General features: G+C 46.4%; 20 protein-coding genes. 10 read left to right on the top strand and 10 right to left on the bottom strand.

The features are described 5' to 3' along the window. Nucleotides 1–23 precede the first annotated feature (23 nt). The 4 genes from CLV42_RS10715 to CLV42_RS10700 all read right to left on the bottom strand — a co-directional run bounded on the left by CLV42_RS10715 (nt 24) and on the right by CLV42_RS10700 (nt 3303). A complete protein-coding gene (locus CLV42_RS10715; protein WP_146154362.1) occupies nt 24–755 on the bottom strand; it encodes a hypothetical protein in 732 nt (243 codons plus the stop codon). 282 nt (nt 756–1037) lie between these two features. After that, nucleotides 1038–1856 (bottom strand): DUF6597 domain-containing transcriptional factor, encoded by an 819-nt coding sequence (locus tag CLV42_RS10710; protein ID WP_106601897.1) that lies wholly within the window; start codon nt 1854–1856, stop codon nt 1038–1040. Nucleotides 1857–1859: 3 nt separating this feature from the next. Further along, nucleotides 1860–2771 (bottom strand): hypothetical protein, encoded by a 912-nt coding sequence (locus tag CLV42_RS10705; RefSeq protein ID WP_106601896.1) that lies wholly within the window; start codon nt 2769–2771, stop codon nt 1860–1862. Between the two features lies 1 nt (nt 2772). Beyond that, the gene (locus tag CLV42_RS10700; RefSeq protein ID WP_106601895.1) at nt 2773–3303 is read right to left on the bottom strand and encodes a GNAT family N-acetyltransferase; all 531 of its coding nucleotides are present in this window, start codon (nt 3301–3303) and stop codon (nt 2773–2775) included. 138 nt (nt 3304–3441) lie between these two features. Between CLV42_RS10700 and CLV42_RS10695 the strand changes: the two genes are divergently transcribed. The 3 genes from CLV42_RS10695 (at nt 3442) to CLV42_RS10690 (ending at nt 6172) form a co-directional block, all read left to right on the top strand. Further along, nucleotides 3442–3939 (top strand): protease, encoded by a 498-nt coding sequence (locus CLV42_RS10695; RefSeq protein ID WP_106601894.1) that lies wholly within the window; start codon nt 3442–3444, stop codon nt 3937–3939. Nucleotides 3940–4135: 196 nt separating this feature from the next. Next, nucleotides 4136–4615 carry a hypothetical protein gene (locus CLV42_RS34295; RefSeq protein WP_245901589.1) on the top strand — a complete coding sequence of 160 codons (480 nt, stop codon included), beginning with the start codon at nt 4136–4138 and terminating at the stop codon, nt 4613–4615. A 9-nt stretch (nt 4616–4624) separates the two neighbouring features. Beyond that, nucleotides 4625–6172 (top strand): beta-L-arabinofuranosidase domain-containing protein, encoded by a 1548-nt coding sequence (locus CLV42_RS10690; RefSeq protein WP_245901587.1) that lies wholly within the window; start codon nt 4625–4627, stop codon nt 6170–6172. Nucleotides 6173–6244: 72 nt separating this feature from the next. Here CLV42_RS10690 and CLV42_RS10685 read toward each other — a convergent pair whose 3' ends face one another. Next, nucleotides 6245–7171 (bottom strand): glycoside hydrolase family 16 protein, encoded by a 927-nt coding sequence (locus CLV42_RS10685; RefSeq protein WP_106601893.1) that lies wholly within the window; start codon nt 7169–7171, stop codon nt 6245–6247. Nucleotides 7172–7261: 90 nt separating this feature from the next. Further along, nucleotides 7262–8101: a hypothetical protein gene (locus tag CLV42_RS10680; protein WP_106601892.1), complete on the bottom strand. Its 840-nt coding sequence runs from the start codon at nt 8099–8101 to the stop codon at nt 7262–7264. Nucleotides 8102–8167: 66 nt separating this feature from the next. Between CLV42_RS10680 and CLV42_RS10675 the strand changes: the two genes are divergently transcribed. From CLV42_RS10675 to fusA, 3 genes are all read left to right on the top strand, one after another. Beyond that, nucleotides 8168–9316: an alginate lyase family protein gene (locus CLV42_RS10675; protein ID WP_106601891.1), complete on the top strand. Its 1149-nt coding sequence runs from the start codon at nt 8168–8170 to the stop codon at nt 9314–9316. A 401-nt stretch (nt 9317–9717) separates the two neighbouring features. Then, entirely contained in the window at nt 9718–10341 is a 624-nt protein-coding gene (locus CLV42_RS10670) for an alpha-ketoglutarate-dependent dioxygenase AlkB family protein (protein WP_170117458.1), read from the top strand. Nucleotides 10342–10962: 621 nt separating this feature from the next. After that, on the top strand, nt 10963–13041 hold the full coding sequence (gene fusA, locus CLV42_RS10665) for an elongation factor G (RefSeq protein WP_106601889.1): 2079 nt from the start codon (nt 10963–10965) through the stop codon (nt 13039–13041). Nucleotides 13042–13073: 32 nt separating this feature from the next. Here fusA and CLV42_RS10660 read toward each other — a convergent pair whose 3' ends face one another. Genes CLV42_RS10660 through CLV42_RS10650 form a run of 3 tightly spaced genes read right to left on the bottom strand, consistent with a single transcriptional unit; the run spans nt 13074 to nt 16869 of the window. Further along, nucleotides 13074–14057 carry a Hint domain-containing protein gene (locus tag CLV42_RS10660; RefSeq protein ID WP_106601888.1) on the bottom strand — a complete coding sequence of 328 codons (984 nt, stop codon included), beginning with the start codon at nt 14055–14057 and terminating at the stop codon, nt 13074–13076. A gap of 12 nt (nt 14058–14069) precedes the next feature. Further along, nucleotides 14070–15251, bottom strand: coding sequence for a pyridoxal phosphate-dependent aminotransferase (locus CLV42_RS10655; RefSeq protein ID WP_106601887.1), 1182 nt, complete (start codon nt 15249–15251; stop codon nt 14070–14072). Nucleotides 15252–15285: 34 nt separating this feature from the next. After that, nucleotides 15286–16869 carry a flavin monoamine oxidase family protein gene (locus tag CLV42_RS10650; RefSeq protein ID WP_211303426.1) on the bottom strand — a complete coding sequence of 528 codons (1584 nt, stop codon included), beginning with the start codon at nt 16867–16869 and terminating at the stop codon, nt 15286–15288. A 150-nt stretch (nt 16870–17019) separates the two neighbouring features. Between CLV42_RS10650 and CLV42_RS10645 the strand changes: the two genes are divergently transcribed. The 3 genes from CLV42_RS10645 to CLV42_RS10635 all read left to right on the top strand — a co-directional run bounded on the left by CLV42_RS10645 (nt 17020) and on the right by CLV42_RS10635 (nt 19029). Next, nucleotides 17020–17991 (top strand): tetratricopeptide repeat protein, encoded by a 972-nt coding sequence (locus CLV42_RS10645; protein ID WP_106601886.1) that lies wholly within the window; start codon nt 17020–17022, stop codon nt 17989–17991. Between the two features lie 266 nt (nt 17992–18257). Then, the gene (locus CLV42_RS10640) at nt 18258–18494 is read left to right on the top strand and encodes a hypothetical protein (protein WP_106601885.1); all 237 of its coding nucleotides are present in this window, start codon (nt 18258–18260) and stop codon (nt 18492–18494) included. Nucleotides 18495–18513: 19 nt separating this feature from the next. Then, nucleotides 18514–19029, top strand: coding sequence for a hypothetical protein (locus CLV42_RS10635; RefSeq protein ID WP_106601884.1), 516 nt, complete (start codon nt 18514–18516; stop codon nt 19027–19029). Here CLV42_RS10635 and CLV42_RS10630 read toward each other — a convergent pair. Then, on the bottom strand, nt 19019–21271 hold the full coding sequence (locus CLV42_RS10630) for an InlB B-repeat-containing protein (RefSeq protein ID WP_106601883.1): 2253 nt from the start codon (nt 21269–21271) through the stop codon (nt 19019–19021). The genes CLV42_RS10635 and CLV42_RS10630 overlap by 11 nt on opposite strands. A gap of 450 nt (nt 21272–21721) precedes the next feature. On the opposite strand from CLV42_RS10630, the gene CLV42_RS10625 reads away from it, so the two are divergent. Beyond that, entirely contained in the window at nt 21722–22282 is a 561-nt protein-coding gene (locus CLV42_RS10625; RefSeq protein WP_146154361.1) for a hypothetical protein, read from the top strand. The last annotated feature ends 3 nt before the right edge of the window (nt 22283–22285 follow it).

The following is a 22285-nucleotide window of genomic DNA, read 5'->3' as shown; positions in this document are numbered from 1 at the left end:
TTCTTGTTTTTATGACACCCTTGTTAACCGATTGCATAAAATCCTTTCATAGCCGTTTGTTCGGCTGGCATGTTCACAATTTCTGTGTCAAAGAAAATATCATCTCCTACCTGCAATTCATACACCTGGTCCAGTCCCTGAAAGGCCACTTTATAACTGCCAGTGGCAAGTGGTGGATTTTCCGGCATAGGCGTAGACGGTAAGCCGATGAAACCTACATTGGCAGAGATGGCCAGTTGATCAATGGGTAACCAGTCTGGCACTTTATACAATGACATAATGTGGAGGAAGTCATCTTCTTCCGTCAGGTAGTGGTCAATAAAGGCCTCTTTCTCATTCCCGAAAACGATATAGGTCATATCATCAGGGTAAGGAATTGTATAATCGAAGTGACGTGCATATACGATCCTTTTGATGGTCGTTGTTACATTGTGGATAAGCGGCTTGTCCTTGTTGGGATCCGTAGGCATACCCCGGAATATGTCTGCCTGGAAGTTTTTGGTCTTACCTAAAATAACATCCGGAATAGTGAACAGATCGGTTTGCAGATTCCCTAATACATAATAATCGCCAGGATTGGTTTGGCGGTCATTCAGATAGGCTGCTCTCGCTTCTGGTGAAAGAGTTATTTCCAGTGTTACCTGGTACATATGGTTCTTCATATTGAACATTGGCAGATGGCATATGTACAATGCCTCGGTACCATTCAATATAAACCCATGTTGATCAGGTGTGTTGATAATAGCGTTTTTCATCATTAAAGACTTTAATGGTTTGGATATGATCTGATGAGTGTGATAAAAATATACCTCTTCCGGTGATGTATATACTGGGCATTGCGTTCAAGGATATGCCTGACGCATGTTATACGCTTTTATTAAAATGAGTAGCTTAAAAATGTTGTCTGGTAAATGTTAGTAGTAGAATGTTATTTTAAGGTTTTTCTGAGGTGTAAATCGAATAGAGCAATTCGCAGTTGTATTGTTAAGTTAAGGGATATTTCTAATTCACAAAAATATTTTTCATCAGTGCTGACCCTATATTAATAAGGATGGAGGTCGTCCTGTGATCTGCCTGCTATCTTTGGCGAAATGGGAGAAATCAGTGTAGCCGAAATCTTCGTAGTAAAAATGATAACCCTGTTTTTTGTATTCTTTTAATGCCAGTTTTAGTCTGCTGATCCGTTGGCAATATTTAGGCGTAAATCCGATGTATTGCAGGAAATCTCTTCTGGCTGATGCATAGCTAACCCAGTTACGCTGGCATATTTTTTCTATTTCTTTTTCTCCTTTCAGTTGTAGAGAATGAAAGGTCTTCACCAGCTGATGCAACCGCTGTACTTTCATGTAGTGACGGTCGTTGACAAAGCGTTTCAACAGCATATTCTGAAATAACTGTATCCTTTCCCTGAAATTACCGGCTGCTATTAGCTGTTCCGCCGATAGATCTTTCCCCCATAAACAGAAAAGGTCTATATGTGTATTGACAAAAGAAGCTGCCTCTTCTTTGAATAACAATGCGGCTATACCAGGTCTTAGTTTTACGAAGAAGGTGTGCATTCCCCCGGCATAAACGCCGGTATGTAAAACGGACGTATGCCCCAGCAGGTGTGCATAATTGAAAACAGCGGGCGTATCACTTCCCTCTTTTAAAGAGTGCCATGGCTGCTCATTCAGGTTGAAGGCTATCAGGGTATTGGAAGAGGGCAGGCCGTTGATGTAAAAATCTGCTGCATCAGTGTGTGGGCTGATTTCAAAATAGTAGTCAACATACTCCTGGAACGGAGCAGCCGGATAAGCAATTTTAAAAAAGTGCTCCTTTGCATCTTCTGTTAAAAGCTGACCTCTCTTCATCATACCTTACATTATTTGACTAAGATAGTCGATACCTAAACCGGATATAAAACACCGTTCCTTTTTATTTTCCAACAGCTGTTGTGTCCAGTCTACAAATCCTCCATCAGCAATTTCTATTTCCTCATCATGTATATTGATGACGGCCTTATATTGTATTCCCTGGTAATAATCATTCGGCATTACCGTTGTGTCTATAACAACAGGAAAGGTATTGTTAATGTCCTCAAAGATCTTGCCGGCCAACTGATCGCCTTGTTTATATCCCGCCCTTGGCTGCAGTTTAAAGTACTTTACCTCCATCTCGAAGACCTGCATTAATACTGTTTGCAATGCCAGAAAATGTTCCCTGATCGCATTGATTTCGAAGGCCAGATTACCAGTATCGATCCCTGCACTGACCAAACAGGCAACGGTGAAATGCGGACTATGCCCCTTGACTTTTACCGGCGGCGTACGTACATGCCGGTGAGCAGTACAATACTTCATAAGCCCCCCATCTCTCTTTTGTTTCTTCTGGTCAGCTATATGCAGGGCAATAGCATTGGTAGCATCCGACAATACTTCAGTACCTCTTGTAGCGCTGATGATTTTCTTCTGGCTGACAGGCGCAACGGCGGCACAGGTGCCCAATAAAGAAACAGGCGACAGCTCCAGGGGTACAAAGCCGCGCTGTTTCAACCATCGCAGTGTATCCAGTTCTTTTGCCCGCAGTTGCATTACATCCACCGCAACTGGCTGCACGAACCTGTTTATGCGGTATTGCTGTAATAACTGCGACGGTTTCAGCTGACCGGCTTTCCGGTCAAATACTTCCAGTAACAGCGAATTCAGTTCCGATCCCGACAGCTCTTCCGCCAGCATATTAACGAGATCGATGCCCGTTCGCTGTTGTATCTTCTCTAAAATCTCCTGCATGTCAAGACTTTAATAATGCATAAAAGTGCTCGTCGAATAGTTCATTATACTTTAATACAGCTTTCCTTTTGATCCCTTCCAGTACAAACCCGTTCTTTATCAGTGCCGCAGCGGAATACCGGTTGTAGGAAAATACACCTGCATAAATGCGGATGATCCCTGTCTGACTGAAGGCATGACGGCATACCAGCCGGATTGCTTCTGTCATGATGCCTTTATGCCAGAACGGTTCCCCCAGCCAGTAACCTATTTCTGCAGTATGCCGGTATACATCCTCCTGTGGTAGCAAACTGATGACACCTGCAAATGTATCCTGGTAATGAATGGCCTGGCAAATTCCCCATGCACCCTCCCGGGCCTTGCCGATATAAAAAACGGCGTCCTCCCTGCTATAAGGATAGGGAAATACATTTCTTAAGTTACGGGCAATTGCCGGATTGTTAGCCAGTTCTGACATGGCAGTTGCATCCGCCGGTTGCAGGTTCCTTAAAGATACACTATGTGCTCCTTCAATGATTGTATTGATGTCCATGTCGCAAAAATCGTCATTCCCTTCCGCTATGCGGGTGTAAGAAACTTACAATTTTCACGAAGCCTTAACGCTAAACCTGACGGCTAGATAAGAATAATTAAATTATTTCATTTAATTTTCGCCCCTCAAATAATTTAAATGCGAAACCAGCTTATTACATTGGCAGCCTGTCTGTCCGTTTTTTCATTCACTGCCTGCAAACATGCGCAGAAAGCAGCATCTACCACATCTGCCCCGTCAACTGCAGAAGAACTTGTTAGCACTATGTCTGTACCGGAAAAAGTAAAAGTAGGTAGCCCTGTTATGCTGAAATTTACCGTAACCAATAATTCCGGCAAGGAATTGCAGTTCTGTAAATGGCATACTCCATTCGAAAAGTTCATGAACTCTTACTTTGAGATCCAGGACAGCAAAGGCGAACCTGCACAGTACAAGGGTATCATGGCTAAAAGGATCATGCCTCCTCCGGCAGATGCTTACATCAAAGTACCTGCAAAAGGTAAGGTGTCTGCCGAGATCGACCTGCTGACAGGCTACAGGATCACCGCTCCCGGAAAGTACAAAGTGACCTACCAGGACAGCGGTATGAGTGGTCTTACCAAAGTAAATGAAGTATCATTCACTGTGACGGAATAACGCCTCACTTTGATAATCAGAAGGTCCATGGAAGTATTTTCATGGACCTTCTGCGTTAAAGGCCCCCAGATTTTTAATGAAGCCATAGAAAGTTCACCAACCATAAATTCTGTTCTGATAAGCAGGCAATTATTTATATTTTAGTTCTTCATGCTGAGGATCACCCGCCCTCATATTTTTATCATAAGCACTTTGTATGAAGAACATTGCTATTATTCCACTACTCATGATAGGCCTCTCTTACACCGCTACAGGTCAGGTGAAGAAGAAACAAAAGGCCCCTCAGGTCCCACAATTCACGGGCAACCGCGCCCCACTTTATCAGAAACCTTACATCGAACTGCCTTTAGGAGCCATCGCACCACAGGGATGGCTGAAGACCATGCTGGTCAACCAGAAGGAAGGTGCCACCGGTCAACTGGATAAGTTATATCCATTGGTGATGGGCCCGCGCAACGGCTGGTTGGGTGGCGATGGCGATCAGTGGGAACGTGGTCCTTACTGGATAGACGGACTGCTGCCACTGGCCTATATCCTGAAAGACACGATGCTGATTGCCCGGGTGAAACCCTGGGTAGAATGGACGATTAAAAGTCAGCAGCCGGATGGATACTTCGGCCCATCCCGGGATTACCCCTATGAACCAGGTATACAACGCGACAATAGTCGCGACTGATGGCCCAAGATGGTGATGCTGAAAGTATTGAAACAATATTATTCCGCTACCGGCGATCAGAGAGTCATCACCCTGCTTACTAACTATTTCAGGTATCAGCTGAAACAACTGCCCACCTTTCCGCTGGATCATTGGTCCTTCTGGGGCCGATACCGCGCCGGGGATAATCTGATGGTGATATATTGGCTGTATAATATCACGGGCGACCAGTTCCTGCTGGACCTGGCTGACCTGATGCACAAGCAGACCTTTGACTTTACGGATGCGTTTCAACGTAGCGACATGCTACGCCGTCCCGGTAGTGTTCACGGTGTGAACCTGGCACAGGGTATGAAAGAACCGGTAGTCTATTATCAGCAACATCCTGATAAAAAATACCTGGACGCTACAAAAACAGGCTTTGAAGATCTGCGGAGGTACAATGGCATGGCCCATGGCCTGTTTGGCGGTGATGAATCATTGCATGGTAACAATCCTACACAGGGATCTGAACTCTGCACAGCTGTAGAAATGATGTTCACACTGGAAAGTATATTGGAGATCAGCGGTGATGTCAGTTATGCTGATCAGCTGGAGAAGATCGCGTTCAACGCGCTGCCTTCGCAGATCGCGGAAGACTTTATCCAACGGCAATATTTCCAGCAAGCCAACCAGGTAATGGCTACCCGGTACACCCGCAACTTTGACGTGAACCATAGCGGTACAGATCTTTGTTATGGTCTGCTCTCAGGATATCCCTGCTGTACTTCCAATATGCATCAGGGCTGGCCTAAGTTCACGCAGAACCTCTGGTATGCTACCGCAGATAAAGGTATTGCCGCATTACTGTATGCACCTAGTGAAGTAACTACTTATGTAGGAGATCATACAGAGATCTCTTTTAAAGAAGAAACCAGCTATCCGTTTGGAGAATCTATCCGCTTCACATTATCCACCGGAAAGAAAACTGCATCGGTAACATTTCCTTTTCATCTGCGGATTCCTGCCTGGTGTAAACAAGCTACTATAAAGGTAAATGGACAGCTATGGAAAGAAGTGGACGGAAACCAGGTGGTAAAGGTAGATCGTGCCTGGACTACAGGTGATGTAGTGGAACTGCTATTACCTATGCAGATCTCTAAAAGCAGGTGGTATGAAAACTCCATGTCTGTAGAGCGTGGTCCTATTACCTATGCATTGAAAATAGGTGAGCAGATAAAGAAGGTAACGAATGATAAAGACCCTATTGAATATGGCGCCACTTATTATGAGGTACGACCTACTACACCGTGGAATTATGGCCTGATAGAAGTACCCGACGACAAACTGCAGGAAAGTTATGTGGTGGAAAAGAAAGACAGTACAGTCAGTTATCCATGGAAGCTGGAAAATGCGCCGGTATTGATCAGAACAAAAGCAAAACGCATTCCCACCTGGAACTTTTATAATGAAATGACCGGGCCCATTCCATATACAATGACATATGGATTGGAAACCGGTGAAGCGGAGGATATCATCCTGGTGCCTTATGGCTGTACAAAACTCAGGATCTCGCAATTTCCGGTAGTAAACAGATAAAGTTCAACCTTGTCAGTAGAACGAATTGCAATAAGACAGCCGGTACCATCAGGGCCGGCTGTCTTATATAATTTATTTAGCCGTGTACACTCTCACCCAGTCAACATAAGTATCACCCAAGACAATTTTGGATGGATCAATTGTGCCAAATTGATCGCCGCCAATAGCTGCATTCAAAGTAATGTGTTGTGTTCTGTTAAAGAACTTTGGAATGAATTGTCCGGCAGGTGTTGATGATACTAACTTCCTGATAATGTTGCCATCAAACAGGAAGGTAACAGTATCCTTCTGCCAGATTGCTTCATATACGTGATAGCAGGTAGTTTGATCTGACTGCGACTTTACATAGGTCATGGAAAGTGTATAGTCATGATCCGGCGTACCCGCCTGACTGCCATACCAGATATTGGTGTTATAAAGGTCTCGTTCTCCAAATCCTTCGATGATGTCCAGCTCTCCATTAGTAGGCCATTCACCGCCATATGACCAGAATGCAGGCCACATACCCAGGCCGAAAGGAAGTTTCATGCGTGCTGAGATGCGTACTTTAGGAGTAGCCGTAGATGCCTTAAAGTTGTAGTTGGATTCAATTCGGCCGGAAGTGAAATTGAATGTTTTTTTCGTGGAATTATCAGGATCGGTTGCACCGGTCACTCTCTCTCTTACAGGTTTAATTAACAGTTTACCATCAACGATGTGGAGGTTTTTGGGTGTATACAACTGCAGTTCGTTGTTATAGGCACCACTATTCCAGCGATCCCACTTTGTGCTGTCGAGCGTATTGAAATTGTCTTCAAATACTTTCGTGTAACCTTGTGCTTTTAATGCAGTCTCGTCCAGGTCATATTCGCAGACGCCAGGTACCTGTACTGTGGGTGGTTCAGCTGCAGCGAGCGCTGATCCATCGTTTAACCGGGGGCTTTCATCGTTCTTTTTTGAACACGCGGCAATCCCTGCTATTGCCAACAGGCAACAGGCTAACAATTGTGTTTTTCTCATGGTTATCCTTTTTTGTTTTTCTGAATAGGTGTTTAAGAACTAGACAACACCGTTAAAACATACTTTGATACCATGAGAAAAAATAACATCCTACAAATAGATATTCACCTTATATAAGTACCATCCACCTCCGAGCGGTCTTAACATAATGACTTTGTCAGGACGTAATTCCGGCAGATATTTTTTGTGAGAAGTATACAGATATCCTACCTGGTCGTTCATTATATGAAAGTCGATACATTCCTTAGGTAGGAAACCACCGGTGGTAACGTTGCTGATCAGTAACGGACTGTAGGTAGGCGTTCGCGTATCTACTAATGTGGGTGTTTCGGTTTCGGGAGATTTTGACGTCTTATTTACTTCCTTCAACAGTTGGTTAAATGCCGCTTTATGTCGCTGGAAATGTGCAATAAGACTATCATCAGGCGCTAGTTTCAAGCGTAAGCTATTCAATATAAAGGAAAACTCTTCTTTGCTTTTAAAGGGAGGATACTCCTGGTGCTGATAAATAGTAATAAGACTATCCAGCTGTGCAGAAGATATCGCTTCCATTTCCTGTTTTCTATGTTCGTGCAGGCGGGCAAGTGTAGGTGTTGCCATTGCATACATTTTCCAACGGGAACTGTCTTGGGTAAAGAAAAGATATTTATCAGTCACCTTGCCATTACTGTCCCGGGTATTCATTGCAATGACTGCTTTACTGTCTGTCTGCTGGATAAGCAGGAAGGAAGTATTTGTTGTTGCAGGCATATCCAGTCCGTTCGGATGGCCGCTATAATCGCCTGTACTGTGTTGACTGACAAAATCAGGAGCAGTTTTTGGGTCAAAGATCGCTTTTGCTACATCAAGCGGTTGAAGTGCCTGTGCGGAGCAGGAGAATGCACTTAGTATGCAGGCGGTCAGGATAAATATAGGTAGTCCTTTTCTCATCCGGGCAATTTAGCGAAAATTATCACAGGAGTTTTTGTATTATGTAGAACATAATGTTGATAACCCATGAAACACGTTACGATTCTACTGATACTATTGATATGCAGTGCATTTAATCCACCGGATAAAACAATCGTCAATGTACTGCGTGAGCAGGTACTCAAAGAAGCTGCCTGGGCGAAACAGCAGGCGCCCGTAACTGTAACTGCAGCCACTTGTACACGGAGTGCAGGAGGCAAACATGACTTTTATTCTGAAGGTGATTATTGGTGGCCTAATCCAGTGCATCCGGATAGTCCTTATATCCAGCGGGATGGTATGACCAATCCTGACAACTTTGTGGCACATCGTCATGCAATGATCCGTTTCAGCCAGATTATAGGCGCACTGGCATCCGCCTACCGCATTACTGGCAATGAAGCTTATGTCCGTGAGGCCTTACCGCATCTACGTGCATGGTTCACCGATACCGCTACGCTCATGCATCCAAACCTGCAATATGCCCAGGCTATTAAGGGTAGATTTACCGGCAGAGGTATTGGTATTATTGATGCCATCCATCTGATGGAAGTAGCACAGGGGGTACTGGTCATGCAGGACGCCGCCGCCTTTGACAAAAGCCTGTTGAAAGGCATCCGGGGATGGTTCACAGACTATCTCCACTGGCTCACAACACATCAGTATGGCAAAGATGAGATGAACGCAAAGAACAACCATGGTACCTGCTGGGTAATGCAGACCGCCTGTTTTGCCCGCTTCACCGGTGACACGGCTTTATTACGTTTCTGCAGGGATCGGTACAAACAGGTACTCCTGCCTAACCAGATGGCTGCCGATGGCAGTTTCCCCCTAGAACTGGCCAGAACGAAGCCTTATGGGTACTCTCTGTTTAACCTGGATGCCATGGTTACCATCTGTCAGATCCTTTCCGACAAGGAAAATGACTTATGGGCTTACCAGTTACCCGACGGTCGTAACATAAAAAAGGGGATCGCTTTCCTATACCCCTTTGTAGCTGACAAAGGAACCTGGCCATACAAAAAGGATGTCATGTATTGGGATGAATGGCCGGTGGCGCATCCCTTCCTGGTGTTTGGCGCAACCGCTTATCAACAGCAGGAATGGATGAATACCTGGACAAAACTGGACCACCACCCCTCCAATGCCGAGGTGGTGCGTAATCTGCCGGTGCGCCACCCCCTGATATGGTTATAGGAACAAACCATAATAGGACTCCGTAGGAGTCTCGTTGTTTGTAGCGCGGGGTGCAACCCCGGGAAACGAAATGAGCGCGGGGTGCAACCCCGGGAAACGAAATGAACGCGGGTGCAACCCCGGGAAACGAAATGAACGCGGGGTGCAACCCCGGGAAACGAAATGAACGCCGATGTGCCCCCAGGACGGCGTGACACACCCGGAACGGGCCCCCGCAAAGCGCGGCATCATACCATTCCGATATTATTTTAACATAATTCCCCTGGTCGAACAAGCATCGAACTAGCATCGAACAAGCGTCGAATCTGCGTCGAACAAGCACAAGGGTTAATCTGCTATAAAAACCTATTAAAATGCTAATATTTTTAGCATTTTGCTATTATTCCTTACCTTTGTGCCCTATGCAACTTTTTGATGATTGTGACCTGTTTGACGAGGGAAGGAGGCGTTACGTAGATTTTCAACTACCTGGTACAGAACTACGGCTTTGGGAGCAGTTTTTCTCCAAGGCGGAATCTGATAAATACTTTAGAATACTCAAAGACACCACCCCCTGGCAACAGCGAACCCGGAAAATGTATGACCGGATCCTCCCGGATCCCCGTTTAACCGCCTATTATGGAGGCGAAAAGGGAATGGAATGGACGGCAGAGCTGTTGGAGATCAAAGACAGGGTAGAAGCAGCGTGTGGTATCGAATTTAACCGGGTGCTGCTGAACTACTACCGGGATGGGAATGATTCCGTATCCTGGCACAGCGATACCTTGCCGGCAGATGGCAGGCATCACCCTATTGCTTCCGTCACCTTCGGAGAAACAAGGCTGTTTAAGGTAAGGCCTAAGAACCACGTGGGAACTTCCCTCCTGGACATTCCCTTAACCCATGGCAGCTTCCTGTTAATGGGAGAAACCATGCAGGACCTGTACGAACACCATGTCCCTAAAACTTCCAGGAAGATCGGCGCACGTATCAACCTCACATTCCGCATATCTGAGGCAGGAAAACCCGTTTATTACATTAGTTAGATAGGACGTCATAAGTTTTAAGAAAAGGGTCATATGGCACCTTAAATGGCCATTCTCCGCTATGAGCTATGTGCAACTGTTTCCTAATCGATGTAGTGTGTTTTATATCGAAATTCTTCGTACATTTGTACGCGAAATTTAAAAGCATTAATCACAATGACAAACATTCTTTCATATCAATCAGCGTTCAACGCAAGTGCTGCTATCAGGGCAGTAATTGCAAGCACCTGCATTGTCTTAATTAAGGACGGGGAGGCAGATCCTTGCCCGGATATGAGAGGTTAATTATTGTGTCTGGATATTCTTCAGAGGCCTCTTCATCCGAAGGGGCCTTTTTATTTGTCTCCCCCATTCTTCTTCAGACAATTAGACTTAGTGACATACCATCAGCAGTTACATACAACTGCTACATGTGAATCGTATGTCCACAAAACTAAGCAACATTGTATTCAACTAAATTTTCACTAACAACATTTATAACAAGCAATATGATAGCCATTATCAAAACATTGACAATATTCTTTACACGGCATGTCCGGTAACGTATAGCGCTATGCATATTGCAGCGAGCCTTCCGTTACCAGAGCGGAAGGCTTTTTTATTGCTTTAAAATCATTAGAAATGAAACGACAGGAACAATTCAGAAATATAGGGATCATGGCGCATGTGGATGCCGGTAAAACAACCGTTACAGAACGCATGCTGTATTATACAGGACTTACACATAAGTTAGGTAGTGTTGATGAAGGAAATACCGTCATGGATAGCGATCCGCAAGAGGAGAAACGTGGTATCACCATTTCCTCTGCGGCCATTACTACCTGGTGGCAACTCGATGGTAATAAATACCAGGTGAATATTATAGATACACCGGGCCACGTTGATTTCACGGCAGAAGTGGAACGTTCCCTGCGTGTACTCGATGGCGCTATTGCCGTGTTCTGTGCGAAGTCAGGTGTGCAACCACAATCTGAAACAGTCTGGCAACAGGCTAACCGTTACCATGTGCCACGCATCGTGATGATCAATAAGATGGACAGACAAGGTGCCGACTTCCGTCGTGTGGTGAAAGAGATCCGTGATGTATTACATACGAATGCCGTACCTGTGCAATTGCCTATTGGTGCGGAAGATACATTCTCCGGTGTGATAGACCTGATCACGATGCAGGCGTATGTATGGGATAGCCAGGATGGTAAAACATATACCGTCACTGATATTCCGGCGGATATGTTAGCCGAAGCAGCGCAGGCGCGTATTACTTTGCTGGAAGAACTATCATTATATGATGAAGGTATCTTCGAAAGTTATACCACTGATCCTGCTACTGTATCCGCAGAAGAGATCTACCGTGCTTTGCGCGGCACTACCTTACAGATGCAGGTCATCCCTGTACTGGCAGGTGCTGCTTACCGTAACAAAGGTGTTCAGCCTTTACTGGATGCTGTTGTGCGTTATCTCCCTGCTCCGACGGATGTGAAAGAGATACATGCAACGGATGTGGACACAGCAGAAAGCCTGCAGATCACCACTACGGAAGAAAGTCCGTTTGCTGCACTGGCCTTCAAGATCATCTCTGATGACTATGCCGGTAAACTGACCTTTGTCAGAGTATATGCAGGTACTTTACGTACCGGCGATACCGTATGGAATGGCCGTACCGGCAAGAAGGTGCGTATCAGTCGCCTGATGCGTATCATGTCTGACAAATATGAAACGGCAGATGCGATCAGTGCTGGTGATATCGGCGCGGTAGTCGGTTTGAAGGATGTGCGTACCGGTGATACCCTGTCCGATCCAGACAGACCGGTTTTGTTGGAAAAGATCAGCTTCCCTGAACCGATGATGGGGTACGCTATCGAGGCGAAGGTGGCCAAAGATGTGAACAGACTGGGCGAAGCGCTGGCGAAACTGGTAGAAGAAGATCCTACCCTGACCGTAACCGTGGATGCTGCCTCTGGTCAGACCATTCTCAAAGGGATGGGGGAATTACACCTGGAAGTGGTGCTGGAAAAGCTGGCTACCAATTACCAGTTGGAGATCAATAAAGGACAACCGCAGATCGCGTACAAAGAAGTGTTCACCAAGGCGGTGCAACATAAAGAAGTGTACAGGAAGCAGAATGGTGGTTCCGGTAACTTTGCTGAGATCGTGTTTGAACTGTCTCCGCGTGAAGACGGACAGCCTGGTCTGGAGTTTGTCAACGAGGTGACCGGTGGCGCCATCCCACGTGAATTCATTCTTTCCGTGAAGAAAGGTTTTGAGGAAGCGATGCAGAATGGTGTGCTGGCAGGTTATCCTGTACAATCGATGCGGGTACGTTTGCTGGATGGCAACATCCATGAGAAAGACTCTCATGCGCTGGACTTTGAACATGCTGCCCTGATGGGATTCCGTGTGGCAGCTGCGAAAGCGGCTCCCCGTTTACTGGAGCCTTTCATGAGTGTGGAAGTGACCCTGCCAGAGGAACATACCGGCGCTATTACGGGTGACCTGAACAGGCGTCGTGGTGTGATCAGGGGAATGGAAATGAAAGCGAGTGCCCAGTATATCAAGGCGGAAGTGCCCTTGTCAGATCTGTTTGGATATGTGACCACCTTACGCACGCTTTCTTCAGGAAGAGCTGCTGCATCCGTCACGTTCCAGGATTATCAGCTGGTGCCTAATAGCATCGCCAATAAAGTATTGGTGGAACAGTAATCAAAAGAGAAGGGGGCAAGCGCCCCCTTTTTCTATTTCTGTAATACCATGATATTGTTCATCATGAAGGCATCGCCGCCTTCCGCTACGATGTTGTAAACAGCCTGCTTTCCTCCGGCAGCTTCTGTTTTATTGACAACGGTATATGTGACGAGTGTTTTAGTGTGTTCATCCATGCAAAGCAGCTGATCGCCTGTTGTTACAGTCCCCATCTGCTTTTTACCTGCAATGGTCAGTATCGGATGATTTGGCGTTGCCTGCAATACCTTACCTGATAAGGTCACTACATGTGCACCTGCTGCTTCCTGTTCTGCTGCGTGCATAACAAGTAAACGGGTGATGGCATAGTTTTCAGCGGTATGTTTCACCAGCTCCTTCACGCGGATGGTAGTAGTCTGGTGAGTAGTCGCATCCGGACTGACAATCTCATCTCCCGGATGGATATCACGCAGCTCTTTCTGCGCTCCATTGGCCAGTGTAACCAGCTGGTCGCCCGGGAAACAGATATCCGTGCCATATGTGCCGGCTTCTTCCTTCACATTCTTCCCTGCGTTCATGCCTTTGTATAACTGGTAGCTGAATTCTTTCGAAAGTACATAAGACAGTTTCAGCACATAGTTCTTCTCTACTTTGTCAATGGCATGAATGTCCTCAAAGTATTGGTTCCAGATATCAGCATTGCTGTTGAACAGCGGCATTACAGCTGTATACAGCTTGCCGCTCTCATTGGTGTAAAAGATAACAGTTGCAATCTCCTGCATACTGTCTTTTGCCACCAACCGGTATAGATCAATTCTTTTTTTCTGACCATCATCGCCCGTAATGAAATAGGGTTTCCGCATTTCATAGCGATCCAATACATAAGCGTTGTTGAACTTTACATAAGTGTCGTTATCCAGGTCTTTTACTGTAAAGGATTTTGCTTTCACATATTCAGCAGTGGTGATAGGGCGGGATTGCGCCATTGCCTGCAGTATGCAAACAGAAGTGATTAATGTAAGCAGATATTTTTTCATACAGTCTGTTGATTAAGATAATTCCTTGAATGCAGCAGCAAATGCCTGCATTTCATCCATGCGTCCTATACTGATCCGGCACCAGTCCTGGTTGTTCAATTTCCAGTTGCGTAGGCCCACACTCCGTTTCAGCATTTCATCTGTAAAACGTTCGCCGTCCATTTTAAGGGGGAACATCACGAAGTTCGTATGAGATGGAATATAACTGTAGCCTTCCGCTTTCAGCGTATCATACAGGAATTGTTTGCTCTCCATTGTCTTTTGCACGACTTCCTGCATATAGGCATGGTCCTGATAACTGGCCAGTGCGCCGCTAATTGCAGGAGCGGAGAGCGCCGCCCAGCTACAGGATGTATGTGGCTGCAGTTTCGCTATAGTGGCAGGTTGTGCTACAATATAACCGAGGCGTAAACCTGCCAGTCCATATACTTTTGAGAAGGTACGTGCCACTATGATGTTCTGTCCTTTCTTGACACTACTGATCAATGTGGTGGCCGCTGCATCTGGCAAATAATCAATATAGGCCTCGTCAACAAATACCGTCACCTTCTGCGATACTCTTTCGCAGAATGCTTTCAGCTTGTCGTTGTCCACAATCGTGCCTGTCGGATTATTGGGATTGCAGATATAGACCAGTTTTGTCTCTGGTGTAATGGCCTTCTCCATGGCATCCAGGTCATGTGTGTAGTCTTTGGTCAGGGGTACTTTGATCCATTTGGCGTTCACCTTTTCACAGCGGGTGGGGAGATCGTCATAAGTAGGATCGGCAGTAACAACGTTGCCGCCATCCCTGCAAAGACTAACAGCGGTGCCTAACAGCAGGGGAGAAGAACCAGAGCTGAGCATCAGCATTTCCGGTGTGATGCCTTCATATGCACAGATTTTCTCTTCCAGCTCCGGCATCAATCTGATAGGATACTGATAGCTGGTCATTATGCTGTCCATAATGGCCTTTTTCGCATTGGGGGAAGGACCGAATGGATTCTCGTTGGCAAACAGTCTGGCTTTTAAGTTGGCAGGTAGTTTAGGCCCGAGCGCCATATCGTTGGCATAAGCAGGGCTATTACTGGCGATAGGACCCGTCGGTGCTGCCTGCAGCCGGCTGAGTGCCGGAGGAAGCATGGTCAATCCTCCGGTAAACAGTGCTGTGGTCTTCAGCCAGTCACGCCTGTTCATGGAGTTGGTGGTACTCATAGCAATTCGTTTTGGTTGTAAAAAATCTATGTCATCAACTGCCGGTAGCAGTGGGATAAGTGATACGTTGGTCTGTTACCCTGGCATGAATGTCAGCTACCGTTCTTCTGGCCGATTCGAAAGCGCCTGCCATCCAGGCATTCAGGTAGGTGGTGTGTTCACCTGCGAAGTATACCTGTTTGTCTGGTTGTAATAAGCTTTTGTAGTTCGTTTGCCGGGTAGCGCCGGTGTATAATGCCCACCCGCCCATACTGTAGGGCGTCTTATGCCAGCTGACGGAGAAAGACGTTTCGAACTCCTTCCTATATTGCGGATGTATCAGGCTACCTTTCTCCAATGCCAGTTTCTCGCGTTCAGTATGTGTAAGATTGCCTACCCGCTTTGCTTTCTCATGGAAGTTATAATAGCCGAGCAGGATCCCTTTTTTACTGAGATAGTCGTAAGAAGGATAGAAGATCTGTGTTAACTCATTGTTGGTATGGGTAATGCCTCCAAAGATCTGCTCATCTTCTTCCCAAAACCTTCTTTTGAATTGTAAGCCGATCTTCCCGGTGATCATATAAGGTACATAATCGATAGCCCGGCTCACATCAGAAGAGAAGTTATGCTGGATATTGCTCAACACCGGCAATGGCAGGGTACAGATACAAAGGTCCGCCTGCAGTTCGTTGCTGCCCTTCTTATCTTTATAAATGACCTTCACACCTTCCGGCTGATTCAAAATATCTGTTACTTCACATCCGAAACGGATCATCTTTCCTACCCGTTGTTCAAAGGCCCTGGCGATATTGTCCATACCACCGATAGCCTGGAACATGGTCATCTGTAGTTCATACGTATACTCCGCCACGTTATAGAAATCGGGGTCTGCCAGACCGGAGGAAATGATATCCGCCAGCCGGTGAGGATCCCCTATTTTGCCGGGTTTGTCACCTGCACCAGGAGCTTCAATAAATCCACGCCTGTCGGATGCCTTATATAGCTTGTCAATATCCAGTCCGCCTTCTGCCCGGAGGTATTCCAGGATCTTTTGCGTATCCTCTTTACTCAGGGCGGTGTCAATTTGTTGTTGATCAATCGCTTTGGCCAATAGTTCACTTGTATAACCGCGCAGGTCATTATGGATCTCCCTGGCCCTGATCTTCTTGTTTGAGAGAGGTCCCTTGCCCTCACTGAAGAAATAAGTCGCCTCGTTCACGTTATTGTATACCTGTATGGGCACACCTAATTCGCGGCAATAATGCATGGTCAGCTCATGATGATGTGGAATGCGGGAGGGCCCTGCATTGAAGTACTGGTCACTGTCGAAAGTGGCGGTTTGAGGCGCGATATCTGTTTCCTGGTGAACGGTACCCTTACGGATACTCCAACATCTTCCTCCAGCTCTGTTGCGTGCTTCCAGGATGGTACACTGGTATCCAAGTTTTGTTAACTCATAAGCGGCTGTCAGGCCTGCAAGTCCTGCTCCAAGGATAACGATACGTTTACCATTCCCATTTCCCGGAAGGTCAAAGGCATGGGCGGGTGCTTTTTGTAACATTCCCAGCGCCAGCATAGCGGGATAGGCAGCAGCCACTTTCCCTGTCTGGGATAAGAATGCTCTTCTTGAGATTGACATTTGGTTGATATAAGATAAATTCTGAATACTTCGCTTCCTGTCCTAATTTAAATATAATTGGCGACTGTTCCCGGTAATTTATTCAGATGGTATTATAAATAATATGTATATATTTTGTATATCTTGCAAAACAATTTCAGATTTTCGGATATGGGCATTTTCGCTAACTTATTTGGCCTTAGAAACAGCAAGAACAGGCAGGCTATTCCTGCCCCGGTATTGACAGACATAGAGTTATTTGACAAAGAATTCCTGGCTGCTGCCGCACGTTATACCAGCAGGCCCAAAGAAGAGATGAGTATGAGGGTCCGCTCGGAAGAAACGAATGAAGTGATTCCTTTTGCCATCGCTTTCCCGGAGGCGTTTGAAGACTGGAAGGAAGTAAAGTCGATATGGGACAGGCGTGGGATCATTTATAAGATCTTAGATAATTCCATCGGAGATTCCATGAAGCTCTGGCAGGTCATAGAGCGTTTCAACATAGACCGTTATCCTGAGCATGCCCTGAAGATGGCTGCCGAATATGCCACTGGTCCGGATCTTACAGATGCCAATTTTCACATGGCAGTGGCCCGGTCGTATTTCATCCTCACCAAATATAAGGAGGCGGAAGAGCGTGCCGAGAAAGCCTTGCACCTGGTACCTAATCATCTGAAAGCAAAGATCCTGCTGGGCGATATCTGGCATTATACGCATAAAGAAGAACGTGCGCACGAATTATATAACGAGGTGCTTCACTTCAAGTTTTTGAATGACAACCGGAAGTCGCTAACCATTCCGGAACTGGTCTGCTTCGAACAGGACCTGTTGCATTCTCCCGTATATGCCATCGCGTTGCTGAAAGCCGAATCGGCTGTCACTGAAGCCACCTGGGACGCAATAGCCGGTGAATTCTATCATTATCCACATTTCAGGGCAGCACATGCCTATTTCCTGATCCAGAAAGGCGAGCATATGAAGGGCTTCACAAAGCTGATGGTGCTAAGCAAAGAAATGCCCTGGTATAAAGAAGGAGTCATCAATAGCTACAGCCTGATGCAGCAATTAGGATTAGAGCCGCAAATGGGCGCAGATAAAGCCCGCCTGGAGGATATCATCCGCCGTGAACACTGGACGATGTGAGAAAGCAAACAACGCATTTAACAAAACACCAATAGGCTCCAGAGGAGCCGCGTTGTTTGTAGCCCGGGGTTTTTAACCCCGGGAACGGCGAAACCCGGGGCACGGGGCGCCGCCCCGGAATTTGGGATGTTCGTCTGCAGATGAATGTTATTATGTGTAACCCAGCATACAATGATCAATATTGCAAAACATATCTCGTATAACACCTTTAACCCCGTACGGTCAATCTAAAATGCTGCCTTAACATTTTCTCCCCTTCCGCAGTAATGACAATCGCCCTGGATTGCTTTGTCCTGCGCAGCCAGTCAGCCGATAACATCATATCCAGCAGGGCCGCTATTCAGCAATGGCGGAATACAGAAATGCATCGTATGGCACAATCAGCCGGGCGCGATCATGTGTTTGAGAATTATCGTTTGCGTATCGCGGCAGTGAGCAGGGACTATGGCATGTTTGAGAGGGCAGAGGTGCCGGAAGATAGTAGAATGATACATGATAAATGAATTATTGTAACTTTCCCTCATGAAGATGCGTAAATATCTGCAGGAGGGAAAGTCTGAAAATTACCAGGATGCTGAAGACAAGCAATTGCTGAAAGCGGGTGAAGTCGCTACATTATTATCCAAAAAATTCAATACTAAGATCAGTGCAAAAGAGCTGGAGCCCTTCGCTTCAGAATGGCATCATGCAGGGGTATTCAAAAGTGGAAATGGATTAAAAGGGCGTCGCGTTTACTTCTTCAGGGAAGCAGCTATCAATAATATCACCCTGGAAAAGATCCTGGAGAAAAGGGCAAAAACTGCGCAGAAGGCAGTTCCCGACAATCGTACTGTGCAGGGCTGGTATCCGCAATATTTCCGGATGACAGATCCCGTAACCCGTAAAACATTGTCAAAACCATTTGTAGGTATTTATAAAGGCCCGGCATCGAAAGCGCCCAAAGGATTTCAGGCGCTTTCGGATGAGGCTTTTGCCGCCGCAGAGCAACAGCGGGGCAGAGCACTGAAACCGGGAGAGCAACTAAAAACTATTGTTTGATGATCCTTAACGTTTCATTCTTACCTTCTCTTTCCACCCTGATAAAATACACGGCTTTCACCAGTCGGCTGCAATCGACATTCACCTGATGATGTCCTGCCGGATAGCGCTGGTTCGTCACCGTAGTCACAAGCGCACCACTGGCATCAAATAACCTGACAGCCACTCTTGTTTCCTGTTTATTATAGAAGCTGACAGTAGATGTATTCACCACCGGATTAGGGTAAACACGCGCTGCGTCGTTCACGGCTGTGTACGTGTCTTCTCCTTTATAGGCTGCTGCACTGAGCGTACCAGCGCTGCAAGCACCTGCTGAAGGACTGTTACCCGTCACTTCCAGCCAGTCTATCACGGCAAATTCAGTAGAAGAAGTCGTCTCAATTCTGACAGTATTGGTACCGGCGGCAAGTGTTGCGGTTACTGCCGCTGTGGTCGTCCACGCCGTCCAGGAACTGGTCTTCGGGAAGGATACGCTGGATACCGCTGTGCTGCCATTCACCAGCAGACGTGCACTGGTAGAAACGTTCGCGCCACCATTGGAATATCTCCATACAAAGGAATACGTTCCCGCTGATGGCACTGTGATACTATAATTCACGCCCTTCGCTGTAGCGTTGGACAGGTTGATATAATAACCGCCGTCTGCGCCGCTATAGCTGTTCTGGCGACTACCATCCGCGCCGCAATAACCGCTGGTAGTGGTTGCTGCATCATCTATGCGGAGCGTATTACCACCACCGCCATTGTTAGCGGTAAAGCTGGCAGTAACGGAGAGATTGGAATTAACCGTCACCGTCGCAGTGGTGGATATGCCACTGGCTGCACCACTCCATCCGGAGAAGGTATAACCGCTCGCAGGAGTCGCTGTTAATGTAACGACGGTACCTGCGGTATAAGAGGACGCATTAGGATTGGCCGTGACAGTCCCCCCTGTTGCCGGTGAAGCAGTAAGGCTGAGTGTATAAGTACCCGGATTGCTGGCACTGCCTGATTCCCGAGCGCCGATGTCAGGAGCAGAACCTGTGTAGGTAATGCCAGGCGCTGTTACGCCGGCATTGATCATATCACTGCCGCTCGCCAGGGCCAGGAAGTTACCCAGATTAGGACTACCGTCTGAGTTCTTGCCTACACTGGGGGTAGTAGAAATAAAATCTGCACTGCTCACTACCAGGCCGCCACTGTTGGTACTGACATTGTTCTTCCACCATACATTGCTGGATCCCACTTCAGTACCAATAGATTTATCGCTGGAGCCGGCATTAAAAGACAGGTTATTCCTGTAAGTGGCTGTGCTGCCATCCCTGAAATTGAAATTGGATTGCGCATTGTTGTAACTGGTGTTGTTGGACACTTCCATGGCGCCAGGGTTATTGTTGTCTGTAATGCCATGATGACCATTATTGAAAGCCACACAGCGACGGATAATGTGATTGACAGCAATACCTGAACCGCCCAGCTTAAAACCATTCTTATCGCCACTACCGGAAGTGCTGCCACTGCTGAGCGTACCGTTACCGTATGATACACAATTTTCCAGTGTTACAGGGCCAATAGGGCCTGTATCGGTTTTAGCATACAGATCCCATCCATCGTCAATGTTATTGTGAGAAATACAACCGCTGAATACATTGCCCGTACCACAGGTTAGTTTAGCGGCAAATCCGTCAGCATTTTCATTACCCGGGTCCTGGTTGTCAAATGCCTCACAGTTCAGGATAAGATTGTTGGAAGGCCAGGAGCTGATAGTTGTGTTGCTGGTAACATAACGACTCAGCTGCAGACCACTGTCATGGTTCTTGCTGAAAATACATTTTTCGATGATGTTGTTATTACCGGCCAGCAACATACCATTATCACCTGCACTGGAAATGGTGATGCCTGTAAAATGCCAATAATCGCCGTCCAGCACTACACCACGGTTAGCGTCTGCAATAGCCTGTCCGGAGAAGTCAAGCACAGGTACTTCGCTTGCATATGCTACAACATTCTTGTTGGCAGATGATGTACCGTTGTTGGTTGCCGGAATGATCACAGATGCAGAAAGACTGTAAGTGCCTCCTCTCAGATAAATAGTGCCTCCTGCAGAAATAGTAGCCAGTGCATTGGCCAATGTTGTGGGGGCATTGATATTTGTACCAGGGTTAGATGCTGAGCCGCCGGGGGCGACATACAGCGTGGTTTGTGCATAAGACATACCTCCTCCCAGAAGGCATGTAAATGCCAGTAGTATTAGTGTTTTCATATCGGGGATTTATTTGTTACTGAAATTACAGGATTTGATACGTGAGCGATCAGAACATAGCGTAAATATTTACGCAAACGTTCCCACTCTAAATCGGACAAGAAGGGTCACACGATAAGAAACAATCACACATCTGCTCAACAGAACAACGTAGTAAATCATCAGATGATGTGTACAGGTCTTCGTCCTGCGGCCTATAACAGTTGCACTGACAAATAGGATTCCTTACTATTATAAGCATGATGCCTTGCCTGATGAGGGGATCGGACGAACCTTCAATTCCCCCTAATACATTGAGAACTAAAGTAATTGTTTGAGAAAGCGTAAATAAATTAATACTTTAGTATCAAGAATTTACGTGAGATGCAAAAGTCCCTTTATGCCTTATGTCTCTTTTGGTTACCAGCATGCCACTCCACTATAGAGTCCTCCAGAGCCAAAGCCATTGGCATGAATAACATAGTTGAATCTGCTATAGACACAAGCGTCATGATACTTTCGTCTCCACCGGAAGATATCCAGATCATTCCTGACACTGTTCGTGTTGAGGGCCATTTCGATGGAGACACCAGTCGCGACATTGCGTATGGTGTGTTTTATGGCAGGATTGACAGTGACGCGCCACAGGAGGAAGGGGCTGAGGTGACAAGCGAAACACAGTATATTGTCCGGTTCCAGGATAACAAGATAAAACCAATGCCGGTAGTAACAGGCAGGCATATCAGGTTGGTGAACGAAGGCGATCTGGACGGGGATGGGAATGATGATATTTCCGTCTTTGTACAATCCATGCATGCCTGCATGTATACCGCCAGCACCTGGTCTTACGTTGCAGGCAGATGGATCAGGATCACTGATTACTGGAACATCCCGACTGCCTGCGATTACCTCAGTGATGAAGACCTTGAGAACAGAATTGTAATGGAAGATGGCGTGATTTACTATTTTGAAACAGACATCAATGACAAAGACCTTCCATTAGTGAAAAAAGAATTGACTTTATTAAGATAAGGT

Source organism: Chitinophaga ginsengisoli (genome assembly GCF_003014595.1).
GTDB lineage: Bacteria > Bacteroidota > Bacteroidia > Chitinophagales > Chitinophagaceae > Chitinophaga > Chitinophaga ginsengisoli.
Note: the sequence above shows the minus strand (reverse complement) of the source record. Positions and strands in the feature narration are given on the sequence as shown.

What these genes read in the sequence shown, in the direction of transcription:
- CLV42_RS10630 (WP_106601883.1), bottom strand. Translation starts at nt 21,271, where the DNA reads ATGAAAACACTAATACTACTGGCATTTACATGCCTTCTGGGAGGAGGT.
- CLV42_RS10685 (WP_106601893.1), bottom strand. Translation starts at nt 7,171, where the DNA reads ATGAGAAAAACACAATTGTTAGCCTGTTGCCTGTTGGCAATAGCAGGG.
- CLV42_RS10700 (WP_106601895.1), bottom strand. Translation starts at nt 3,303, where the DNA reads ATGGACATCAATACAATCATTGAAGGAGCACATAGTGTATCTTTAAGG.
- fusA (WP_106601889.1), top strand. Translation starts at nt 10,963, where the DNA reads ATGAAACGACAGGAACAATTCAGAAATATAGGGATCATGGCGCATGTG.
- CLV42_RS10710 (WP_106601897.1), bottom strand. Translation starts at nt 1,856, where the DNA reads ATGATGAAGAGAGGTCAGCTTTTAACAGAAGATGCAAAGGAGCACTTT.
- CLV42_RS10675 (WP_106601891.1), top strand. Translation starts at nt 8,168, where the DNA reads ATGAAACACGTTACGATTCTACTGATACTATTGATATGCAGTGCATTT.
- CLV42_RS10640 (WP_106601885.1), top strand. Translation starts at nt 18,258, where the DNA reads ATGACAATCGCCCTGGATTGCTTTGTCCTGCGCAGCCAGTCAGCCGAT.
- CLV42_RS10680 (WP_106601892.1), bottom strand. Translation starts at nt 8,101, where the DNA reads ATGAGAAAAGGACTACCTATATTTATCCTGACCGCCTGCATACTAAGT.
- CLV42_RS10670 (WP_170117458.1), top strand. Translation starts at nt 9,718, where the DNA reads ATGCAACTTTTTGATGATTGTGACCTGTTTGACGAGGGAAGGAGGCGT.
- CLV42_RS10655 (WP_106601887.1), bottom strand. Translation starts at nt 15,251, where the DNA reads ATGAGTACCACCAACTCCATGAACAGGCGTGACTGGCTGAAGACCACA.
- CLV42_RS10650 (WP_211303426.1), bottom strand. Translation starts at nt 16,869, where the DNA reads ATGTCAATCTCAAGAAGAGCATTCTTATCCCAGACAGGGAAAGTGGCT.
- CLV42_RS10635 (WP_106601884.1), top strand. Translation starts at nt 18,514, where the DNA reads ATGAAGATGCGTAAATATCTGCAGGAGGGAAAGTCTGAAAATTACCAG.
- CLV42_RS10660 (WP_106601888.1), bottom strand. Translation starts at nt 14,057, where the DNA reads ATGAAAAAATATCTGCTTACATTAATCACTTCTGTTTGCATACTGCAG.
- CLV42_RS10645 (WP_106601886.1), top strand. Translation starts at nt 17,020, where the DNA reads ATGGGCATTTTCGCTAACTTATTTGGCCTTAGAAACAGCAAGAACAGG.
- CLV42_RS10705 (WP_106601896.1), bottom strand. Translation starts at nt 2,771, where the DNA reads ATGCAGGAGATTTTAGAGAAGATACAACAGCGAACGGGCATCGATCTC.
- CLV42_RS10715 (WP_146154362.1), bottom strand. Translation starts at nt 755, where the DNA reads ATGAAAAACGCTATTATCAACACACCTGATCAACATGGGTTTATATTG.
- CLV42_RS34295 (WP_245901589.1), top strand. Translation starts at nt 4,136, where the DNA reads ATGAAGAACATTGCTATTATTCCACTACTCATGATAGGCCTCTCTTAC.
- CLV42_RS10625 (WP_146154361.1), top strand. Translation starts at nt 21,722, where the DNA reads ATGAATAACATAGTTGAATCTGCTATAGACACAAGCGTCATGATACTT.
- CLV42_RS10690 (WP_245901587.1), top strand. Translation starts at nt 4,625, where the DNA reads ATGGTGATGCTGAAAGTATTGAAACAATATTATTCCGCTACCGGCGAT.
- CLV42_RS10695 (WP_106601894.1), top strand. Translation starts at nt 3,442, where the DNA reads ATGCGAAACCAGCTTATTACATTGGCAGCCTGTCTGTCCGTTTTTTCA.